Annotated in this window: 21 protein-coding genes; 13 read left to right on the top strand and 8 right to left on the bottom strand. The window is 63.0% G+C overall.

Going from position 1 to position 15817, the window contains the following annotated elements:
- Window positions 1-94: 94 nt before the first annotated feature.
- From sigZ to JY96_RS00225, 8 genes are read right to left on the bottom strand one after another with little or no spacing between them, the layout of a single operon-like run.
- Window positions 95-640 (bottom strand): RNA polymerase sigma factor SigZ, encoded by a 546-nt coding sequence (gene sigZ, locus JY96_RS00260; RefSeq protein WP_200883540.1) that lies wholly within the window; start codon window positions 638-640, stop codon window positions 95-97.
- A gap of 3 nt (window positions 641-643) precedes the next feature.
- Entirely contained in the window at window positions 644-1375 is a 732-nt protein-coding gene (arsH, locus tag JY96_RS00255) for an arsenical resistance protein ArsH (protein ID WP_255352642.1), read from the bottom strand.
- On the bottom strand, window positions 1368-1793 hold the full coding sequence (gene arsC / locus JY96_RS00250) for an arsenate reductase (glutaredoxin) (RefSeq protein WP_035033937.1): 426 nt from the start codon (window positions 1791-1793) through the stop codon (window positions 1368-1370). Before arsC ends, arsH begins: the two co-directional genes overlap by 8 nt.
- Window positions 1790-2872: an ACR3 family arsenite efflux transporter gene (gene arsB / locus JY96_RS00245; RefSeq protein WP_035033936.1), complete on the bottom strand. Its 1083-nt coding sequence runs from the start codon at window positions 2870-2872 to the stop codon at window positions 1790-1792. Before arsB ends, arsC begins: the two co-directional genes overlap by 4 nt.
- Window positions 2873-2883: 11 nt before the next feature.
- Window positions 2884-3387 carry an arsenate reductase ArsC gene (locus tag JY96_RS00240; RefSeq protein ID WP_035033933.1) on the bottom strand — a complete coding sequence of 168 codons (504 nt, stop codon included), beginning with the start codon at window positions 3385-3387 and terminating at the stop codon, window positions 2884-2886.
- Between the two features lie 8 nt (window positions 3388-3395).
- On the bottom strand, window positions 3396-3890 hold the full coding sequence (locus JY96_RS00235) for an arsenate reductase ArsC (protein WP_035033931.1): 495 nt from the start codon (window positions 3888-3890) through the stop codon (window positions 3396-3398).
- An 8-nt stretch (window positions 3891-3898) separates the two neighbouring features.
- Window positions 3899-4372 (bottom strand): ArsI/CadI family heavy metal resistance metalloenzyme, encoded by a 474-nt coding sequence (locus JY96_RS00230; RefSeq protein ID WP_035033929.1) that lies wholly within the window; start codon window positions 4370-4372, stop codon window positions 3899-3901.
- Window positions 4373-4383: 11 nt separating this feature from the next.
- Window positions 4384-4737: a helix-turn-helix transcriptional regulator gene (locus JY96_RS00225; protein WP_052161987.1), complete on the bottom strand. Its 354-nt coding sequence runs from the start codon at window positions 4735-4737 to the stop codon at window positions 4384-4386.
- Between the two features lie 198 nt (window positions 4738-4935).
- On the opposite strand from JY96_RS00225, the gene JY96_RS00220 reads away from it, so the two are divergent.
- From JY96_RS00220 to traF, 13 genes are all read left to right on the top strand, one after another.
- On the top strand, window positions 4936-5421 hold the full coding sequence (locus JY96_RS00220) for a hypothetical protein (RefSeq protein ID WP_035033926.1): 486 nt from the start codon (window positions 4936-4938) through the stop codon (window positions 5419-5421).
- A 198-nt stretch (window positions 5422-5619) separates the two neighbouring features.
- Window positions 5620-6162 carry a lytic transglycosylase domain-containing protein gene (locus JY96_RS00215; RefSeq protein ID WP_052161986.1) on the top strand — a complete coding sequence of 181 codons (543 nt, stop codon included), beginning with the start codon at window positions 5620-5622 and terminating at the stop codon, window positions 6160-6162.
- Window positions 6159-6833, top strand: coding sequence for an OmpA family protein (locus JY96_RS00210; protein WP_052161985.1), 675 nt, complete (start codon window positions 6159-6161; stop codon window positions 6831-6833). Before JY96_RS00215 ends, JY96_RS00210 begins: the two co-directional genes overlap by 4 nt.
- A gap of 128 nt (window positions 6834-6961) precedes the next feature.
- The gene (locus JY96_RS00205) at window positions 6962-7375 is read left to right on the top strand and encodes a hypothetical protein (protein ID WP_235333800.1); all 414 of its coding nucleotides are present in this window, start codon (window positions 6962-6964) and stop codon (window positions 7373-7375) included.
- A gap of 28 nt (window positions 7376-7403) precedes the next feature.
- Complete coding sequence (gene traL, locus JY96_RS00200) at window positions 7404-7703, top strand: type IV conjugative transfer system protein TraL (RefSeq protein WP_035033923.1); 300 nt, start codon at window positions 7404-7406, stop codon at window positions 7701-7703.
- 14 nt (window positions 7704-7717) lie between these two features.
- Window positions 7718-8281 (top strand): type IV conjugative transfer system protein TraE, encoded by a 564-nt coding sequence (gene traE, locus JY96_RS00195; protein WP_035033920.1) that lies wholly within the window; start codon window positions 7718-7720, stop codon window positions 8279-8281.
- Window positions 8271-9155, top strand: a complete 885-nt coding sequence (locus tag JY96_RS00190) for a type-F conjugative transfer system secretin TraK (RefSeq protein WP_052161984.1) — start codon at window positions 8271-8273, stop codon at window positions 9153-9155. The genes traE and JY96_RS00190 overlap by 11 nt, the downstream gene beginning before the upstream one ends.
- Window positions 9152-10693: a TrbI/VirB10 family protein gene (locus JY96_RS00185; RefSeq protein WP_081960917.1), complete on the top strand. Its 1542-nt coding sequence runs from the start codon at window positions 9152-9154 to the stop codon at window positions 10691-10693. Before JY96_RS00190 ends, JY96_RS00185 begins: the two co-directional genes overlap by 4 nt.
- A gap of 37 nt (window positions 10694-10730) precedes the next feature.
- Window positions 10731-11522 carry a DsbC family protein gene (locus JY96_RS00180; RefSeq protein WP_235333798.1) on the top strand — a complete coding sequence of 264 codons (792 nt, stop codon included), beginning with the start codon at window positions 10731-10733 and terminating at the stop codon, window positions 11520-11522.
- Window positions 11519-12196, top strand: coding sequence for a type IV conjugative transfer system lipoprotein TraV (gene traV / locus JY96_RS00175; RefSeq protein WP_052161983.1), 678 nt, complete (start codon window positions 11519-11521; stop codon window positions 12194-12196). The genes JY96_RS00180 and traV overlap by 4 nt, the downstream gene beginning before the upstream one ends.
- A 21-nt stretch (window positions 12197-12217) precedes the next feature.
- A complete protein-coding gene (gene traC / locus JY96_RS00170) occupies window positions 12218-14833 on the top strand; it encodes a type IV secretion system protein TraC (protein ID WP_235333797.1) in 2616 nt (871 codons plus the stop codon).
- Complete coding sequence (locus tag JY96_RS00165) at window positions 14830-15201, top strand: hypothetical protein (RefSeq protein ID WP_035033915.1); 372 nt, start codon at window positions 14830-14832, stop codon at window positions 15199-15201. Before traC ends, JY96_RS00165 begins: the two co-directional genes overlap by 4 nt.
- Window positions 15198-15815 (top strand): conjugative transfer signal peptidase TraF, encoded by a 618-nt coding sequence (gene traF, locus JY96_RS00160; RefSeq protein ID WP_052161982.1) that lies wholly within the window; start codon window positions 15198-15200, stop codon window positions 15813-15815. The genes JY96_RS00165 and traF overlap by 4 nt, the downstream gene beginning before the upstream one ends.
- The last annotated feature ends 2 nt before the right edge of the window (window positions 15816-15817 follow it).

Below are 15817 nucleotides of genomic sequence, written 5' to 3'. Positions count from 1 at the left end.
GCAGCAGTGTGATCTTCTAGGTCATCAGGTCAAGCCTGTCAGTCAAGAAGACGCACATGCTGTCAAAAAGATGCAGGCGTCAAATGGAAAAGCATCAGGTACGAGGCACAAAACAGCAGACTTGCCCCTGCGGGTCCAGCGTCACCTGGCAGGATTGCGTCAACTGCGCCCTCAGCCGTTTGCGGGCCCGCTGGATACGCGATTTGGCGCCGGGCAAACTCAAGCCCAGCTTGCGGGCGTAGTCTTCCTGGCTCATGCCATTGAGGTCGCACTCGGTGATGGCATCCCGGTCTTCGTCACTCAACTCACCCAGGACGCGGGGCAAGCAAGATGCCAGACTATCCACCGCAGGCACAGCATCGTCTTGTGCAGCGGGCAAGTCATCGGGCAGCTCCACCCACTCACGGCGACGACGCATGTGGTCGGTCACGGCATTGCGTGCAACCTCGTACAGCCAGGCTCGGGCATTGGCGATGTCACAAAAACCCTGTCCCTGGCGCAGGGCCTTCATGAAGACGTCTTGCAGCAGGTCATGCGCCGTCTCCTGATTTTCAACATGCTTGATCAACCAGCCCCGCAACTCCCGCTCGTGGGCATGCCACGCGACCAACAGACAAGGCAGCTCTTGCACGGCTGTCATCATTCAGATCGCCGCCTGGTTGACGCGCTTCATCAAAGCTTCTGCGCTTTCCTTGCGCTCGCTGTAGCGGTCCACCAGATAAGGCGCGACGTCACGCGTGAGCAAGGTGAACTTGACCAACTCTTCCAGCACATCCACCACACGGTCGTGGTAGCTGGAGGGCTTCATGCGGTCGTGCTCATCAAACTCCAAAAAGGCCTTGGCCACCGAGGACTGGTTGGGGATTGTGATCATCCGCATCCAGCGCCCGAGCACCCGCATCTGGTTGACCGCATTGAACGACTGCGAGCCGCCGCTGACCTGCATGACCGCCAGGGTCTTGCCTTGCGTGGGGCGAACGGCACCGCTGTTCAAGGGGATCCAGTCAATCTGCGCTTTCATGATGCCGGTCATCGCGCCATGGCGCTCAGGCGAGCACCACACCATGCCTTCGGACCAGTTTGTCAACTCACGCAACTCGACGACCTTGGGGTGGGTGTCTGGCGCATCATCCGGCAACGGCAAGCCGCTGGGATTGAATATCTTCACGTCGGCCCCCATGGCCTGCAGCAAGCGCGCTGACTCTTCGACCACCAGGCGGCTGAAAGAGCGCTGCCGCAAAGAACCGTACAGCAGCAAAAAGCGCGGCGCGTGCGTCGAGGGTTGCGTCGAACGCAGACGGGGCAGGTCCGGCACCTGAAAGTGCTCGGCCGCCACCTGCGGCAGATCCGCCAATAAATCGGATTGTTCAGACAAGGCGACGCCCCTGTTCATCGATCACCACTTCACCATCTTCTTTCGTGAAGGGGCCTTGCTGGGCTTGCGCCAGGATGTCCAGCACCGACTCGGAAGGACGACACAGCCGCGTACCCATGGGCGTGACCACGATGGGCCTGTTGATCAGGATCGGGTGCGCGATCATGAAGTCCAGCAACTCGTCGTCCGTCCACTTGGTGTCATCCAGTTTGAGTTCGTCATAGACCTCGCCCTTGCTGCGCAGGACCTCACGCACTGACTTGCCGCAAGCGGCAATCAGCCGGACCAGTTCGTCACGGCTCGGTGGCGTTTCCAGATAGTGGATCACCTGTGGCTCAATACCCGCATTGCGAATCAAAGCCAGGGTGTTGCGGGAGGTGCCGCACATTGGGTTGTGAAAGATCGTGACGGTGCTCATGCTCTGCATTGCCCTTGCTCGTACCAGCCCTTGCTCTGGTTGACCACACGGACCACCAGCAGCATCACGGGCACCTCGATCAGCACGCCCACCACGGTGGCGAGTGCCGCGCCCGACTCGAAGCCGAACAGGCTGATGGCGGCGGCCACGGCCAGCTCGAAGAAGTTGCTGGCGCCGATCAAGGCCGATGGGCAGGCCACCTCATGCGATTCACCCACGCGGCGGTTGAGCCAGTAAGCCAGTGCCGAGTTGAAGAAGACCTGGATCAGGATGGGCACCGCCAACATGGCAATCACCAGGGGCTGCTTGATGATGGCTTCACCCTGGAAGGCAAAAAGCAGCACCAGTGTGGCCAGCAAGGCGGTGATAGACCACGGGCCGATCTTGGCCAATGCCGCATCAAAGGCCGCCTGGCCGCGCTGGAGCAGTGCCTTGCGCAACATCTGGGCCAAGGCCACCGGGATCACGATGTACAGCACCACCGAGGTCACCAGGGTGTCCCAGGGCACGACGATGGACGACAGGCCCAGCAACAGCGCCACGATGGGGGCAAACGCAAACACCATGATGCTGTCATTCAGTGCCACTTGCGACAGGGTGAACAGGGGGTTGCCACCGGTCAGGCGGCTCCACACAAACACCATGGCCGTACAGGGTGCGGCGGCCAGCAAGATCAAGCCCGCGATGTAGCTGTCGAGTTGACCAGCAGGAAGGTAAGGCGCAAACAGGTGGCGCACGAAGAGCCAGCCCAGCAACGCCATCGAGAAGGGTTTGACCGCCCAGTTGACAAACAGGGTCACGCCGATGCCCTTCCAGTGCTGCTTGACCTGCGACAGGCTGCCAAAGTCCACCTTGACCAGCATCGGGATGATCATCACCCAGATGAGCAGGCCCACAGGCAGGTTGACCTTGGCGACTTCCATATGGCCGATGGTCTGAAAGACCCCGGGCAGCACCTGGCCCAGCACAATGCCGATCACGATGCACAGAAAGACCCACACAGTCAGGTAGCGTTCGAAGACGCTCATGGGCTCGGGGGCCGGTTGGCGCGGTGCCAGGGCGGCAGTGGTGGTGTTCATCGTCAATGTCCTCAGCTGCGGGCAATGTCGTTGAGGGCCACCAGCAAGGCACCCTGATCCATGGTGTCCAGCGGCAAAGCCAGCAACTGCAGCATCTTGTAGCCAATGGCCTGGCGCGTCAGCTCGAACGCACGGCGCTTGCCTTCGTCCCCGCCCTCGGCGTTAGACGGATCGGGGTAGCCCCAGTGCACCTTGACAGGCTGCCCCTTGCCACCAAAGAACACCGGGCAAGTCTCGGCAGCCGCGCTGTCGCACACCGTGATGACGATGGACAGGGGCGGTGCGCCGTCGGTGCTGAACTCGTCCCAGCTTTTGCTGCGGTAGGCCGATGTGTCGATACCCGCGTTGTTCAGGGCTTCGATGGCGAAGGGATTCAGGCGGCCGCTGGGCGCGCTGCCTGCACTGTGTGCCTTGACGTCTTTGCCCAACTTGGCGGCAAGGTGATTGAGCATGCCTTCGGAGAGCACGCTGCGGGCGGAGTTATGCGTGCAAAGGATCAGAACGTGGGTGGTCATGGTGGGCTTCAAATTTTGCCAATGGCGTTGAGTTGGGCCTGGATGGACAAGGCATGCAGACTGTGCGGAGGCAAGGCCAGCATCAACTCGATACGGCGCTTGAGGATCTGCGCAACGTCATTGAAGGCCTGACGCCGCTTGTCGTCACTGCCATCCATGGCTGCAGGGTCATAAACACCCCAATGCGCCGTCAGTGGTTGCCCCGGCCAAACCGGGCAGATCTCGCCAGCGGCGTTGTCGCAAACGGTGAAGACAAAGTTCATCACGGGCGCATCGGGCGAAGCGAACTCGTCCCAGCTCTTGCTGCGAAAGCCGTCTTGAGCCATGCCCAGCCGTTGGAGCACGTCAAGCGCCATCGGATGCACCTCCCCTCTAGGGTGGCTACCTGCCGAATACGCCTTGAAACGGTTACCGCCCATGGCATTGAGGATGCCCTCTGCCAAGATGGAGCGGGCCGAGTTACCTGTGCAAATGAACAGAACATTCAACAACTTATCGTTCATGTTTGGCCTCAGCAGCACGAAGATTTGACCGGGATGCCAATCGGCTTGCCCGTGACCTTGGGCGTGCAGCAAGCGCTGGCTGATTCAGCCTGCACCGGCTCGCCTTCACGAAACACAGGGATGCTGCCCAGCGTCTGGAAGTGCTCCCAGGGCAGGCCCTGGGGATCGACGATCCAATGCTTGTCGCTTTGGGCGTAGCAGCAAGTGGTGGCCCCTTCGTCAATCAGTGACAGGTCGGCGGCCTGAGCCTGGGCCTTCATGGCCTGCAGGTCGGCTTCGGTGTCAACCTGGATGCCCAGGTGATCAACGCCGGTATGGCCGTGTCCGCGCGTTGAAATCGCGAAGTTGACAGCGGGTTCATCGAGCATCCACTTGGCGTAGTCTGCTTCGAGCCGGGCTGGCTGGGTGCCGAACATCTTGGAATAGAAGTCAACGTTCCTGGCCAGATCGGTGACATGCACATGGACATGAAAACGTTTCATGGAAAGCTCTTTCAGCAGGTGGTGCAGGCCCGCTTGCGCGTGACCTTGCCAGATGGGGTGGCGGGCGTGGGCGCGCAGGGCTTACCCTGGCAGCAGTGTTCGGTCAGATAGCCGAGCAGGTCATCCATGTGCTCAAAGGCCGCGCGGTAGATCAGGTGACGTCCATCGCGCTCCTGGCTAACCAGATCGGCGTACATCAACTCTTTAAGGTGGAAGGACAGTGTGGTGGCGGCCACCTCCAACTGCGCCGCCAAATCCCCGGGCGTGAGTCCTTGCGGCCCTGCGACAACCAAGGCGCGAAAGACACGCAAACGCACGGGCTGGGCCAATGCGGCGAGGGATTTAACGACGTTTTGCTCTTCCATATTTCAATGGTGATTGAATCATCAAACAATGTCAAGCCCCCATCAACGCAGTTGCGCCCCCCTGTGCCAGTGCCCCCTGATGTCAAAACCCCCTGCTCAAAGCTCTCATTCACACGCGACGAAGGCACCCCTGGCACCTAAGCTTCAATCACGCGCTCTCCAGAGCAAACACTGCAGCAGACAACAGAGGTACGAGCCATGCTCACCGCAGCACTGCCCACCAAGACCGCCCAGATCAACAAGCTTCAGCCTCCTGACGTCATCGAAACACGGCTGTGGCTTGAAGAGCATGTCTGGCTCTATGGCGTACTCAAGTCCGATCTCAACATCGGCCCGATCTTTCGATTCCCTGACCTGATCAGCGCCTGCGTCTCCCTGACCTTCGCCGGCCCCGACGCAGCAAGACAGATTTTCGGCTTCCTCGGTACCGACCTTGTGGCCCGCTCGCCCAACACGCCTCGTCGTCGGGAGGCCATGTGGCGACCGCAGTACGACCTGCTCCTTGAGTTACAGCGCTCACCTGCCAACCGGCACCCCAACCCGAAGTTTCAACTCGACCACTTGACCACCGCCTGCGTGGCGCTGTGTCGGTTGTCGGATGAGACGGGTGCCCTCGTCCTGCAACAAGCTCGGGTCAACATGGCCCAGCGCTTTCGAGCAGAACACACCTCACAGACACGCTGACGCCATCGGCCCCCCAGCGCTCTGACCTGCACATGGCATGAAGAATCTCCAAGCGATTCACGTGCCCTGACCACGCCAAGGCCCTCCAGCCGCGGCTGACCTGAACAAGACCTTGATCGGCATCGTGCCGGTCTCACCCCGTCCGTCCCGCCATGCAACGTGCATTGGCGGCCACATCGGTCTTGTTGGGAGTGCGCCATGCAATGGGGTCTCTTGTCTGGATGTCTTGCGCTGCTGAGCGTGCCGACACACGCCCTGGCTTGCTGGGACGAGGCGGCTCAGCGGTATGGCGTTTCATCACAACTGCTGTATGCCGTTGCCAAGGTTGAGTCTCATCTCAATCCCAAAGCACTCAACCTCAGCCACCGGCAACGCACAGGTAGCTATGACATCGGGCTGATGCAGATCAACAGTTCGAACCTGCCTGCGTTGGCGCGGTTCGGCATCTCCGAGCGCGACCTGTACAGCCCCTGCACCAACATCCACGTGGGCGCCTGGCTGCTCGCTCAAACCCTGGCCAAGCAAGGCCTCAGCTGGGACGGTGTGGGAGCCTACAACGCCGCCTGCACCCAACTCAAGGGTGACGCCTGCCAGAAAGCGCGCAGGCGCTACGCCTGGAAGGTCTATCGGCAGTTGCCCGCCTCGGCAATCCGGTCCGCACAGGCAACCGCAGTACGGCCGCAAGGGCCCGCAGACGCAAAGCTGCCCCTGTTCATCCTTGCCGCTCGGGTGTCGCCATGACACGCGTACAGGACATCGCCATGACCAGCGCCTCGGCAGCGGTGATTCTGTTTGCATTCTCGTCTTGCACCTTGCCTGCCAAACAAGACCATGCAATCGAGACACCGCAAGCCCAACCGAACGCCTCACACATCGCGCAGCTTGAACGTGGTCGCGATGCGTACTTTGCCCAGTGCGTCGAGCCTGCCTGTCCGACCACCACACCCAAGACACTGGCGGTGGCCGTCGCAGATCCGCAGACACAGCCGTCGATGCAAGGCAATGTCCGCGCCCTTGAATCCGTCGCGCCAGCTCAAATGACCACGCCTGCCCCGCTGCGCAAGCCTCAGGTGTTGGTCCTGGAGTTTGCAACCGACAGCGCGGTGCTGACACCTGCACATCGGACCTTGCTGAACAACGCAGCCAGAGCGCTGGGACGTGCCGAGCGTGTACTCATCGTAGGACGCACCGACAACGTCGGCCCCGATGCGCCCAATCAGGCCATCGCGCTGGCACGGGCTGGCGCTGTTCGAGATCACATCAAGCGCATCAGTCCCGGGCAGACCAATGACATGCGCATCGATGCCCGGGGCTTGTGCTGCTACGTCGCCAGCAACGACACGCCCGAGGGCCGTGCGCGCAATCGTCGTGTTGAGGTCGTTTTCACAGCCTCATCCGAGGGGGTGCCATGACACACCAATGGCCCTCCCCCGTGAGCCCGTTCGCCCACCGCATCCCCCTCCTGAAGCGTGCCCGCACGTTCGCAGGATCGCCCCCGCCTGCGTCAGGCCTTGACGCGCAACCCAGCCAGGAGATTCCCATGCGCACAGCCATCATCCATCCCTTCACGCCTGCTCGCCCCTCAGTCCATTTGGACGGCCAGCAAAGCCACCAATCCAGTGGCCGAGTCGCCGACAAGCCCACACACAAGCGCTGGCGTGTGGCCTCGGCGCTGGCCATGCTCGCCCTGGGCTTGGGCCTGTCCATGCCGGGCTTTGCCCTTGACCTGGTGGCCTTCACTGGCATCACCGGGCCGCTGACATCCGCCCTCGCCCAGATCTCCGCGTTGGGCCCCAGCGTCAAGGCCCTGGTCGGCTTCGTCGGTTTCGTGGTCGCCCTGATCTCGCTGTCGGCCCTGCGCAATTTCGGGCCGGTGCTGTTCTACGTGGGGCTGGCCATCTTCGGTGCGGTAGGCCTGGTGATCGCGGGCGCCATCATGGGCGCGGTCGTCTGAGCTCAGCTCGAACCTGCAGGAGCCTGATATGCAAGCCGACACCTACATCCCTCGTCGCCTGGATGACCCCTGGAAGATCGGCTTCTGGGACATCGATGTGGCCGCCCCGGTGATCTTCTTTTTCTTTGTCGGCTACCTGTCTGGCACCAAGCTGGCCTTTGCGGCCTGCGCAGGTGCGGGGATCTTCCTGTCGCGCTGGATCGCCCGCATCAAGGCCGACAAGCACCAGGCCTTCGCGATGCACTGGCTGTACTGGCACCTGCCGCCCAGCCCCATGACCGCGATGCGCGCCACCCCGCCCTCGCACATCCGCCGCATGGTCGGCTGAGTCTGGAGCACGCCATGGACTTCGAGCGACTCAACAGCGACATCAAGGAGATGCGCCGCCGCAACCGCAGCCTGGGGCTTGCGGTGGGCGTCCTGGCTTCAGGTCATGTTGTCGCGCTGCTCGTCATCCTCAACCTGATTGGCACCGTTCGCACGGTGGTCGTGCCACCCACGATCGACAAGACCTTCTGGGTCAGCCGAGACAAGGCCAGTGGCGAATACCTGGAGCAGATGGGTGGCTTCATGGCCTGGCTGGTGCTGGACGTCACGCCCTCATCGATCGACTGGAAGAAAAACATCCTGCTCGGCTATGTGGAGCCCGACCAGTACGGCGCACTCAAGACCCGGCAGGAGGTCGAGGCCGAAAGGCTCAAGCGCATCAACGCCAGCACGATGTTCATGCCGCAGCAGTTGGTGCCCAGCGAGGACAAGCAGAGCGTGGTGGTGCGTGGCCGCCTGCGCACCCTGGTCAATGGCTTTGAGACCGCCAACGACCTCAAGGCCTACCTGATCGAGTTCAGTTTCAACGGGGCACGCATGCACCTCAAGACCTTCAAGGAGGTTCCCAATGCGAGCTGATCTCAAGCCACGCCAGCAGCCCTCCACGGCGCTGGCAAGCCTGCTGGTGGCCACGGCGACAGCCGTTGGGATGGCAACGGCACCAAGCCCCGTCAGGGCGCTCCAGTTGGTCGAAGCCCGCGACGGTGTCTCCGTTGAAGCCATGGTGTCGATCAAGGAGCCCACACGCATCCGCATCGATGGCGCGCCCATCACCGATGTGTTCGGCAACATTTATTCGAGCAACTGCGCCAGCACGTCAGCGGCCACGCCATTAACCAGTTCCCTGGCCAACGGCGCCCCTCTCCCCGGCACCAATATTCAGAACAGTCCGGCCATCAACCCCACGGGTGAATTGGTCCTCGAATGCGACAAGGACAAGGGCGAGGTCTACATCCGACCCGTGGGCAAGTCCAGCAAGCCCATCAATCTGTTTGTCTCCAGCACCCAGGCCACCTACACGCTGCTGCTGCATCGCTCGGACACCCCCGCAGACACCATCGTCATCCGGGACCCCAGTGCCAGGCTGCTGACGCCGAACAACACAAACCCAAGTCCGTCGGGAACTTCAGCTAACCACATCCGTGCCATGAAGGCCTTGCTGGTGGCGATGGCCTCGGACCGGGTGCCTCCCGACGTGCGGGTCGAGGAGGTCAACCGCCTCGTTCCCCTGTGGCTTGAAGCGAGGCTGTCCCTGATGCGCCGCTACGAAGGGCGAGGCCTGGTCGGCGAGAAATACCTGCTGCAAAACATCAGCCCGACCTTGATGGTGCTGGCCGAGCAGGAATTTGACCGCGAAGGCGCCCAAGTCATGGGCGTGTCCATCGAGAACCACAACCTGCAACCCGGAGAAACCACGAATGTGTTCGTGATCCGGCAGGAGGCCATGCGATGAACACGCCTTTCGACCAAGCAGCCAACGGCCGCGTCACCGGGTTGCCAGACCGCATCAAGGGGGCCATGGGCAGTGCCCTTCAAAGGCTGTCTGCACGGCAGCGCCAGTACGTCACCCTGGCAGCCATCCTGGTGTGTGGCGTCGGCCTGCTGTGGCTGATCTTCGCCCTCACCGACACGCGCTCGCCCACCACAGACGCCAAGAACAACGGCAGCACGCAGCCTGCCACGGTCACCAACATCGGGGTGATGCCACCAGGACAACAGGTCAACCCGGTAGACCAGTGGGTGGGCACCGCAGGGCGCAAGCTGGCGCAATACGAGAACGAGCGCGATGAGCAGAACCGGCTCAACAAGGACCGGCAGGCTTTCGAGGCCCGCACCATGCAGCGCTTTGCCGAACTGGAGCAAAAACTCACCTCGGCCAGCCAGGCTGCCAGCATGCCCTCGGCACCTAACACTGCGGCGGCGTCAAGTACACCCGCTCCCCCAACGATGCCACCGGCATCCAGCCTGCCCCTTCCACCACCTCCGGCGTCCACCGCGCCTCCTCTGGCAAAGCTTCCGGGGCAGAGCGTCAACATCCCCCCACCGCTGCCACTCGGCACATCGCCCGCAGGCACCTTGCCCCTCGGTGATCCGGGCATTGCACCGCAGGACATGCCTCTCAATGCCCCGGTGTTGACCCGCATTTCTCTGGTGGACCGTGAAACGGCCAAGGCCGCTGCAACAGGCACCACGGCAAGCACCACAAACAATGCCACGCCCGGATCACCGTCAACGGCCGACACCCGAACCGTCTCGACCTTCCTGCCCGTCAGCTTCACGCGCGGCACCCTGCTTGGTGGCCTGGATGCCCCCACGGGCGGGCAGGCTCAATCCAACCCGCATCCTGTCCTGATCCGGCTCTCGGACAACTCCGTCCTGCCCAACCGTTTTCGGGGGGAATACCGCGACTGCTTCGTGATCGCGGCAGGCTACGGCGACATCAGCTCGGAGCGCGCCTACCTGCGCACCGAGAACCTGTCCTGTGTCCGCCCGGACGGCGCCACGCTGGAAGTCAAGATCCAGGGCAGCGTCTATGGCGAAGACGGCAAGGTGGGCATGCGCGGGCGGCTGGTCACCAAACAAGGCCAGATGCTGGCCAATGCACTGCTGGCAGGCGTGGTCAGCGGCATCGGTCAGGGCCTGGCGACTTCATCGACCACCTACAGCACCTCTGCCCTGGGCACGATCGCCAGCAGCGGTGGCAGCGGCAGTGACGCCTACCGCGCAGGCATCGGCACCGGTGTGGGCAAAGCCCTGGACCGCCTGGCCCAGTACTACATCAAGCTCGCCGAGAACACGTTTCCGGTGATCGAAATCGATGCCAGCCGCGAAGTCGATGTAGTGATCACCAAGGGCGTGCGCATCGACGTACCGATGTCGGCCAACGCCTACACCAGTACCGGTGGCACCCCCTCCAGCACGCTGGTGCGCTCGGCTGAGCCCGCCCGCGAAGACCGCTACCTGAAAGCCGCCAATGATGACAACTACTGACATGCGCCCGCCTCTGCGAGGCAGGCTTCAGCCCGTGATGCTGATCTGGGCTCTGTTCACGATGCTGGTCAATGGCATCGCCTGGGCGGGCACTCCACCATCAGAAGAGGCCCGCCTCCTGGTCGCACTCAGGAAGGCCAACCCCAGCACACGCTTCACCCAGGTGCTGCCTTCGCCCATTGGCGGGCTGTACGAAGTCTGGATGAATGGGAACGTGGCCTATGTGTCGGCCCGCCAGCCGCGCTACTTCGTGTTCGGCCATGTCTTTGACACACAAACCATGACCGACATCACCGGGCCACGGCTGGCCCTGGCGGCCAGGCAGGGCGCGATGGCACCCGCTACGCCTGCAACAACATCAGCACCGACATCGGCGCCAACATCAGCCCCTATTGCCTTTGACCAACTGCCACTGGCAGACGCCATCAAGACCGTGCGGGGCAACGGCCAGCGGCAGATCGCCGTGTTCAGCGACCCGGGCTGTGGCTATTGCAAACAACTGGAACCGGAGCTGGCCCGGATCGACAACGTCACGGTCTACACCTTCATCCTGCCCTTTCAGGGTGAGGCCAAGCCCATCGCCCTCTGGTGCGCCCAGGATCGGGCTCAAGCCTGGCAGCGCTACATGGTGCAGGGCGATACCTCCGTGATCAATGCCCCAGGGCGATGCGATCACCCCGTGGCCCGCAACCTGGCTTTGGCGCAGCGCCTGGGTGTTCAAGCCACGCCCACCCTGATCTGGGCAGATGGCAGCCGCACCGAAGGCTACGTCGATCACCAGGTGATCCAGGCCCGCCTGAAACCGTCCACTCTGGAGGTTCAGCCATGAACGCCCCTGGTCACCTCACTGCCCGCGCCCACCCCGTACGCCCGATCTGGCTTCTGGTTTGCCTGCTGCTGAGCTTGTCGGGTTGCATGAACCTCTCCGGCCTGGGCGGCAGCTCCGATTACGCCTGCAAAGCCCCGGACGGGGTGACTTGCACGTCGGTATCGGGCACCTATGCCAACGCCGTGCAGGACAACCTGCCCGCCCAGGTGGCCAAGCGCCGCATGGCCACCAAATCCCATGGCGAGTCAGCCACCAATCCTGCACCCGGGTCGCCACAGCCTCGCCCGGCATCAGCGGTGGCATCCGCCAAAGCCACTGCCCTACCCTTGGCGCAGCCCCCCAGCCTGGCGCTGCCACTGCGCTCATCGGCCCGGATCCTGCGGCTGTGGTTCAAGCCCTGGGAAGACGCCGACCGCGACCTCTACGACCAGGGCTATGTCTATGTCCAGATTGATGCGGGTCAATGGCTGATCGACCACGCACAGCGCCAGATCCGTGACGCCTATGCGCCCATACGACCTCCGATGGGAGCCACCGTCAAACCCGCCACGCCAGAACAGAGCACATCGCCCATTCGGCCCGCAGGCCAGCAGCGCCTGTCGCCATACACCCCGGACAACTCGGACACAGGGCCCCTGCTGCCGCCTACCGACAGCCTTGACCCCAGCAACTGAACCTCCCTCAAAGGTTGCGCCATGCCCACCCCCTCAGCCACAGCCACCTCAACGGTCACGACAGCAGCCAGCGTTGCCATGGACGCGGCTCACGCCGTGCGCAGGCCCGCACGCCCAGGCCTGTTCGAAGCCATGGGCCTGGGCGCGCCGCCTGACACACCGGCAGAGCAATTCGCCGCGTGGCTGCCCTACTCCGCCTACCTCGCCGATGAAAAGATCTTCGTCAACCGCGATGGCCTGGGCTTCATGCTGGAGGTCATGCCGCAGTCGGGCGCAGATGAACGCATGGCCGAAGTGCTGATCTCGCTGTACGCCAACTGCCCGACGGGCGCGGGCATCCAGTTCCACCTGTTCGCCTCACCCCATGTGCGCGGTCAGTTGCGCCGCTACGCCAACTTGCGAGTGGAAGACGAAGACCAGGCCGACAAGGCCAAACACTGGGGGAGACCTGCCCGCAACGACAACCTCTTCCACACCCTGGCCCGCCAACGCGTAGGCCACCTGCTGCGAGGCGCGCAATCCTCGCTGACCTCGGGCTTTCACTACACGATCCGGGACTTCCGCCTGATGCTCAGCGTCACCCTGCCCGGTGACGCCCAGGACATGACCAAGCGCGAAGAGGTGATGGCCCAGCGCGAGTCCATGGCCTCCACACTGCGCTCGGCCTCCCTGCCCAACCGGGTCTGCGATGCCGCTGACCTGATCAACTGGTGCGCACTGTTCACCAACCCTGACCGCATCTCGCAGACCGACGCGCCGGACCTGCATTACGACGATGGGCGCGAACTGCGCGACCAGATCATCGACTTCGACACCATACAGGACCCGACACCCAGCGGCCTGCGCCTGTGGAAGGAGACCGGATCGGACGAACTGGAGGCGCGCTTTTACTCCATCAAGTCCTTCCCTGAGCGCTTCGCCCTGTGGCAGATGGGCTCGTTGATCGGCGATCTGATGCAACCGGCCCTTCAATACAGCGCGCCCTTCCTGCTGACCATGGGCGTGCATGTGCTCGACCCCAATGCCACCAAGGCCACGGTCACCGCCAACCATGTGCGCGCCACGCAGAACGCCAAGAGCAAGATGGCCGACGTGATGCCGGACGTGGGCAAGAAGCTGCAGGACTGGACCGCCGCCGCCCAGGCCATCGACACCGGTGGCAGCCTGGTCAGCCTGTACCACCAGTTGGCCATCTTCTCGCCACCACGCAAGGCGGTGGCGGCCCACGAAGCAGCCAACGCCATCTGGCGTGGCCGGGGCTTTCAGCTCAACGCCGACGTGTACATGCACCGCCAGGCGCTGCTGGCCAGCCTGCCCATGACCCTCACGCCGCGCTTCCATGGCGACCTGGCCAAGATGCGTCGTGTCTCGCGCAAGACCATGGCCAACGCCATCCACCTCGCCCCGTTGATTGCGGAGTGGCGCGGCACACGCACACCCGCCCTGGTGTTCGGCGGGCGCCGTGGGCAGTTGATGACCCTGGACATCTTCGACAACGACCTGGGCAACTACAACTTCGCCATCATCGGCGCGCCGGGTTCGGGTAAGTCGGTGCTGATGAACGAGATGGCCTGGTCCTACCGGGCCATCGACGCCAAGGTCTGGATGTTGGACCTGGGCCGCTCCTTCGAGAAACTGTGCCGCAAGGCCAAGGGCACCTACATCGAGTTCCGCCCCGATGTGGACATCTGCCTGAACCCCTTCACCAACATCGTTGACATCCACGAGGACATCGACATGCTGGTGCCGGCCATCTCCAAGATGTGCTCCATGCAGCACACGCTGGAGGAGGTGCAGTACAAGGCCATCTCGGCCATGGTGCTCAAGCTGTTCGCCGAGCATGGCAACGACCTGACCATCACGGCCCTGCGCGAGGCCTTCAAGACCGGCAACATCGAAGCCCTGGGCCTGGTCAACGATCAGCGCATCAAGGACCTGGCCGTGATGCTCAACCCCTACACCCGAGGCGGCCAGTACGAGCGATTCTTCGAAGGGCCCAGCAACGTCGATTTCAGCAACGACTTCATCGTCATCGAAAACGAGGAACTCAAGCGTCGCCCCGACCTGCACGCCGTTGTCAACATCCTGTTGCTGCACCAGATCACTGGCGAGATGTACCTCAGCCGCAACCGGCGCAAGGTGCTGTTCATTGATGAGCTCAAGCAGCAACTCGGTGACATTGGGGCCGATGACCCCGTCAAGGCCGCCGTGATCGAGGAAGCCGCCCGGCGCGCCCGCAAATACGGCGGGGCCTTGGGCACAGCAACCCAGAGCGCCGACGACTTCTATGGCTCGGCCCAGATGGAAGCTGCGTTCAACTGCTCGGACTGGGTGTTCCTGCTGCGCCAGAAGCCCGAATCCATCGAAATGCTGGACCGCAAGGGCCGACTGACCATGGACGAGCCCAAGAAGCGCTTGTTGAACTCACTCAGGACCGAGGCAGGCGTGTACTCCGAGCTGTACATCTCCTCCCCGGTGGGCGAAGGGGTGGCGCGCAACATCCTGGATCCGGCCACGCACCTGCTGTTTTCCAACAAGCTGGAGGACAACGCGCCCATCGACGAGTTGCGTGCGCAAGGCCTGAGCATCGATGCCGCCATCACTGAACTGCTGCGGCGCAGGGGGCACACCGTATGAAAGCGATCAGCCTCATCCCTGCCCTGGTGCAGTCGCTGCTCACCCTGATCGTGGTTGCTGCCGCCCTGCTGCTCTATGACCGTACCGTGGTCCGCCCGGCGCTGCGCATCGGCATGGTCGATGTGGCCGAGGTGTACCGGCAAAAGGAAGCCGAGTTCACGCAACTGCTCACCAAGGCAGGCTCGGAAGACGATCGGCAAAACGCCATGTTGATGGCACGCACCTTTGCCCAACGCCTGCCCATTGCGCTGGAGGAATTGCCCCGCGACTGCGCATGCCTGGTGGTACTCAAAGGCGCTGTGGCCGGGCCGACACCCCATACCGTGGATCTGACGGCCCAGTTGCGCCAGAAAGTGGGGATGCCATGACCTTGCAGATCGTCCGCATCCCGCCGCCTGTGCCCTGGCATGTGCGCAGCTATCGCCAAGCTCGGCAATCCTTTTCCGAGCAACTGGCCCATATGCGTCGCCGCTGGTACCTCTACCTCCCCGTGTTCGCCATCTGGGCACTGGCCTACGTCCGGCTGTTCCTGGATCCCACCCCACGCCTGCCCATTGTCTTCAACTGGACGCCCAGCCTGCCTTACCGTGTGGCCTACATCACCACATTTGGCGTGCCCTGGACACAGGCTGCGCCGCCCACCTTGCACCGGGGCGACTACATCCTGTTCGCCTTTGCTGGCGATGCGCAGCAGCACTACCCGGGCCTGCGCGGCCAGCCCTTCTTCAAGATGGTCAGGGGCCTGCCCGGTGACACCGTCACCGTCCAAGACCGCAGGGTGATGATCAACGGGGAGGTAGTGGGACAGGCCAAGGCGCAGACCTTCGACCACCGTGGGCTCGATCCCATTCAGCCGACGGTGATCCCACCGGGCAGCTACTACGTCCAGGGCAGCAGCCCCGACAGCTTTGATTCGCGCTACCGCAGCAGCGGTCTGGTTCGCGCCGAGCAGGTCATCGGGCTCGTGCGGCCCCTGTTCTGAGG

It is taken from the genome of Aquabacterium sp. NJ1 (assembly GCF_000768065.1).
Classification (GTDB): Bacteria; Pseudomonadota; Gammaproteobacteria; order Burkholderiales; family Burkholderiaceae_C; genus Aquabacterium.
Note: the sequence above shows the minus strand (reverse complement) of the source record. Positions and strands in the feature narration are given on the sequence as shown.

Bases quoted from the DNA above. Each gene is read 5' to 3' on its own strand.
- sigZ (WP_200883540.1), bottom strand. From the start codon at position 640: ATGACAGCCGTGCAAGAGCTGCCTTGTCTGTTGGTCGCGTGGCATGCC.
- arsC (WP_035033937.1), bottom strand. From the start codon at position 1,793: ATGAGCACCGTCACGATCTTTCACAACCCAATGTGCGGCACCTCCCGC.
- arsB (WP_035033936.1), bottom strand. From the start codon at position 2,872: ATGAACACCACCACTGCCGCCCTGGCACCGCGCCAACCGGCCCCCGAG.
- JY96_RS00240 (WP_035033933.1), bottom strand. From the start codon at position 3,387: ATGACCACCCACGTTCTGATCCTTTGCACGCATAACTCCGCCCGCAGC.
- JY96_RS00235 (WP_035033931.1), bottom strand. From the start codon at position 3,890: ATGAACGATAAGTTGTTGAATGTTCTGTTCATTTGCACAGGTAACTCG.
- JY96_RS00230 (WP_035033929.1), bottom strand. From the start codon at position 4,372: ATGAAACGTTTTCATGTCCATGTGCATGTCACCGATCTGGCCAGGAAC.
- JY96_RS00225 (WP_052161987.1), bottom strand. From the start codon at position 4,737: ATGGAAGAGCAAAACGTCGTTAAATCCCTCGCCGCATTGGCCCAGCCC.
- JY96_RS00220 (WP_035033926.1), top strand. From the start codon at position 4,936: ATGCTCACCGCAGCACTGCCCACCAAGACCGCCCAGATCAACAAGCTT.
- JY96_RS00215 (WP_052161986.1), top strand. From the start codon at position 5,620: ATGCAATGGGGTCTCTTGTCTGGATGTCTTGCGCTGCTGAGCGTGCCG.
- JY96_RS00210 (WP_052161985.1), top strand. From the start codon at position 6,159: ATGACACGCGTACAGGACATCGCCATGACCAGCGCCTCGGCAGCGGTG.
- JY96_RS00205 (WP_235333800.1), top strand. From the start codon at position 6,962: ATGCGCACAGCCATCATCCATCCCTTCACGCCTGCTCGCCCCTCAGTC.
- traL (WP_035033923.1), top strand. From the start codon at position 7,404: ATGCAAGCCGACACCTACATCCCTCGTCGCCTGGATGACCCCTGGAAG.
- traE (WP_035033920.1), top strand. From the start codon at position 7,718: ATGGACTTCGAGCGACTCAACAGCGACATCAAGGAGATGCGCCGCCGC.
- JY96_RS00190 (WP_052161984.1), top strand. From the start codon at position 8,271: ATGCGAGCTGATCTCAAGCCACGCCAGCAGCCCTCCACGGCGCTGGCA.
- JY96_RS00185 (WP_081960917.1), top strand. From the start codon at position 9,152: ATGAACACGCCTTTCGACCAAGCAGCCAACGGCCGCGTCACCGGGTTG.
- JY96_RS00180 (WP_235333798.1), top strand. From the start codon at position 10,731: ATGCTGATCTGGGCTCTGTTCACGATGCTGGTCAATGGCATCGCCTGG.
- traV (WP_052161983.1), top strand. From the start codon at position 11,519: ATGAACGCCCCTGGTCACCTCACTGCCCGCGCCCACCCCGTACGCCCG.
- traC (WP_235333797.1), top strand. From the start codon at position 12,218: ATGCCCACCCCCTCAGCCACAGCCACCTCAACGGTCACGACAGCAGCC.
- JY96_RS00165 (WP_035033915.1), top strand. From the start codon at position 14,830: ATGAAAGCGATCAGCCTCATCCCTGCCCTGGTGCAGTCGCTGCTCACC.
- traF (WP_052161982.1), top strand. From the start codon at position 15,198: ATGACCTTGCAGATCGTCCGCATCCCGCCGCCTGTGCCCTGGCATGTG.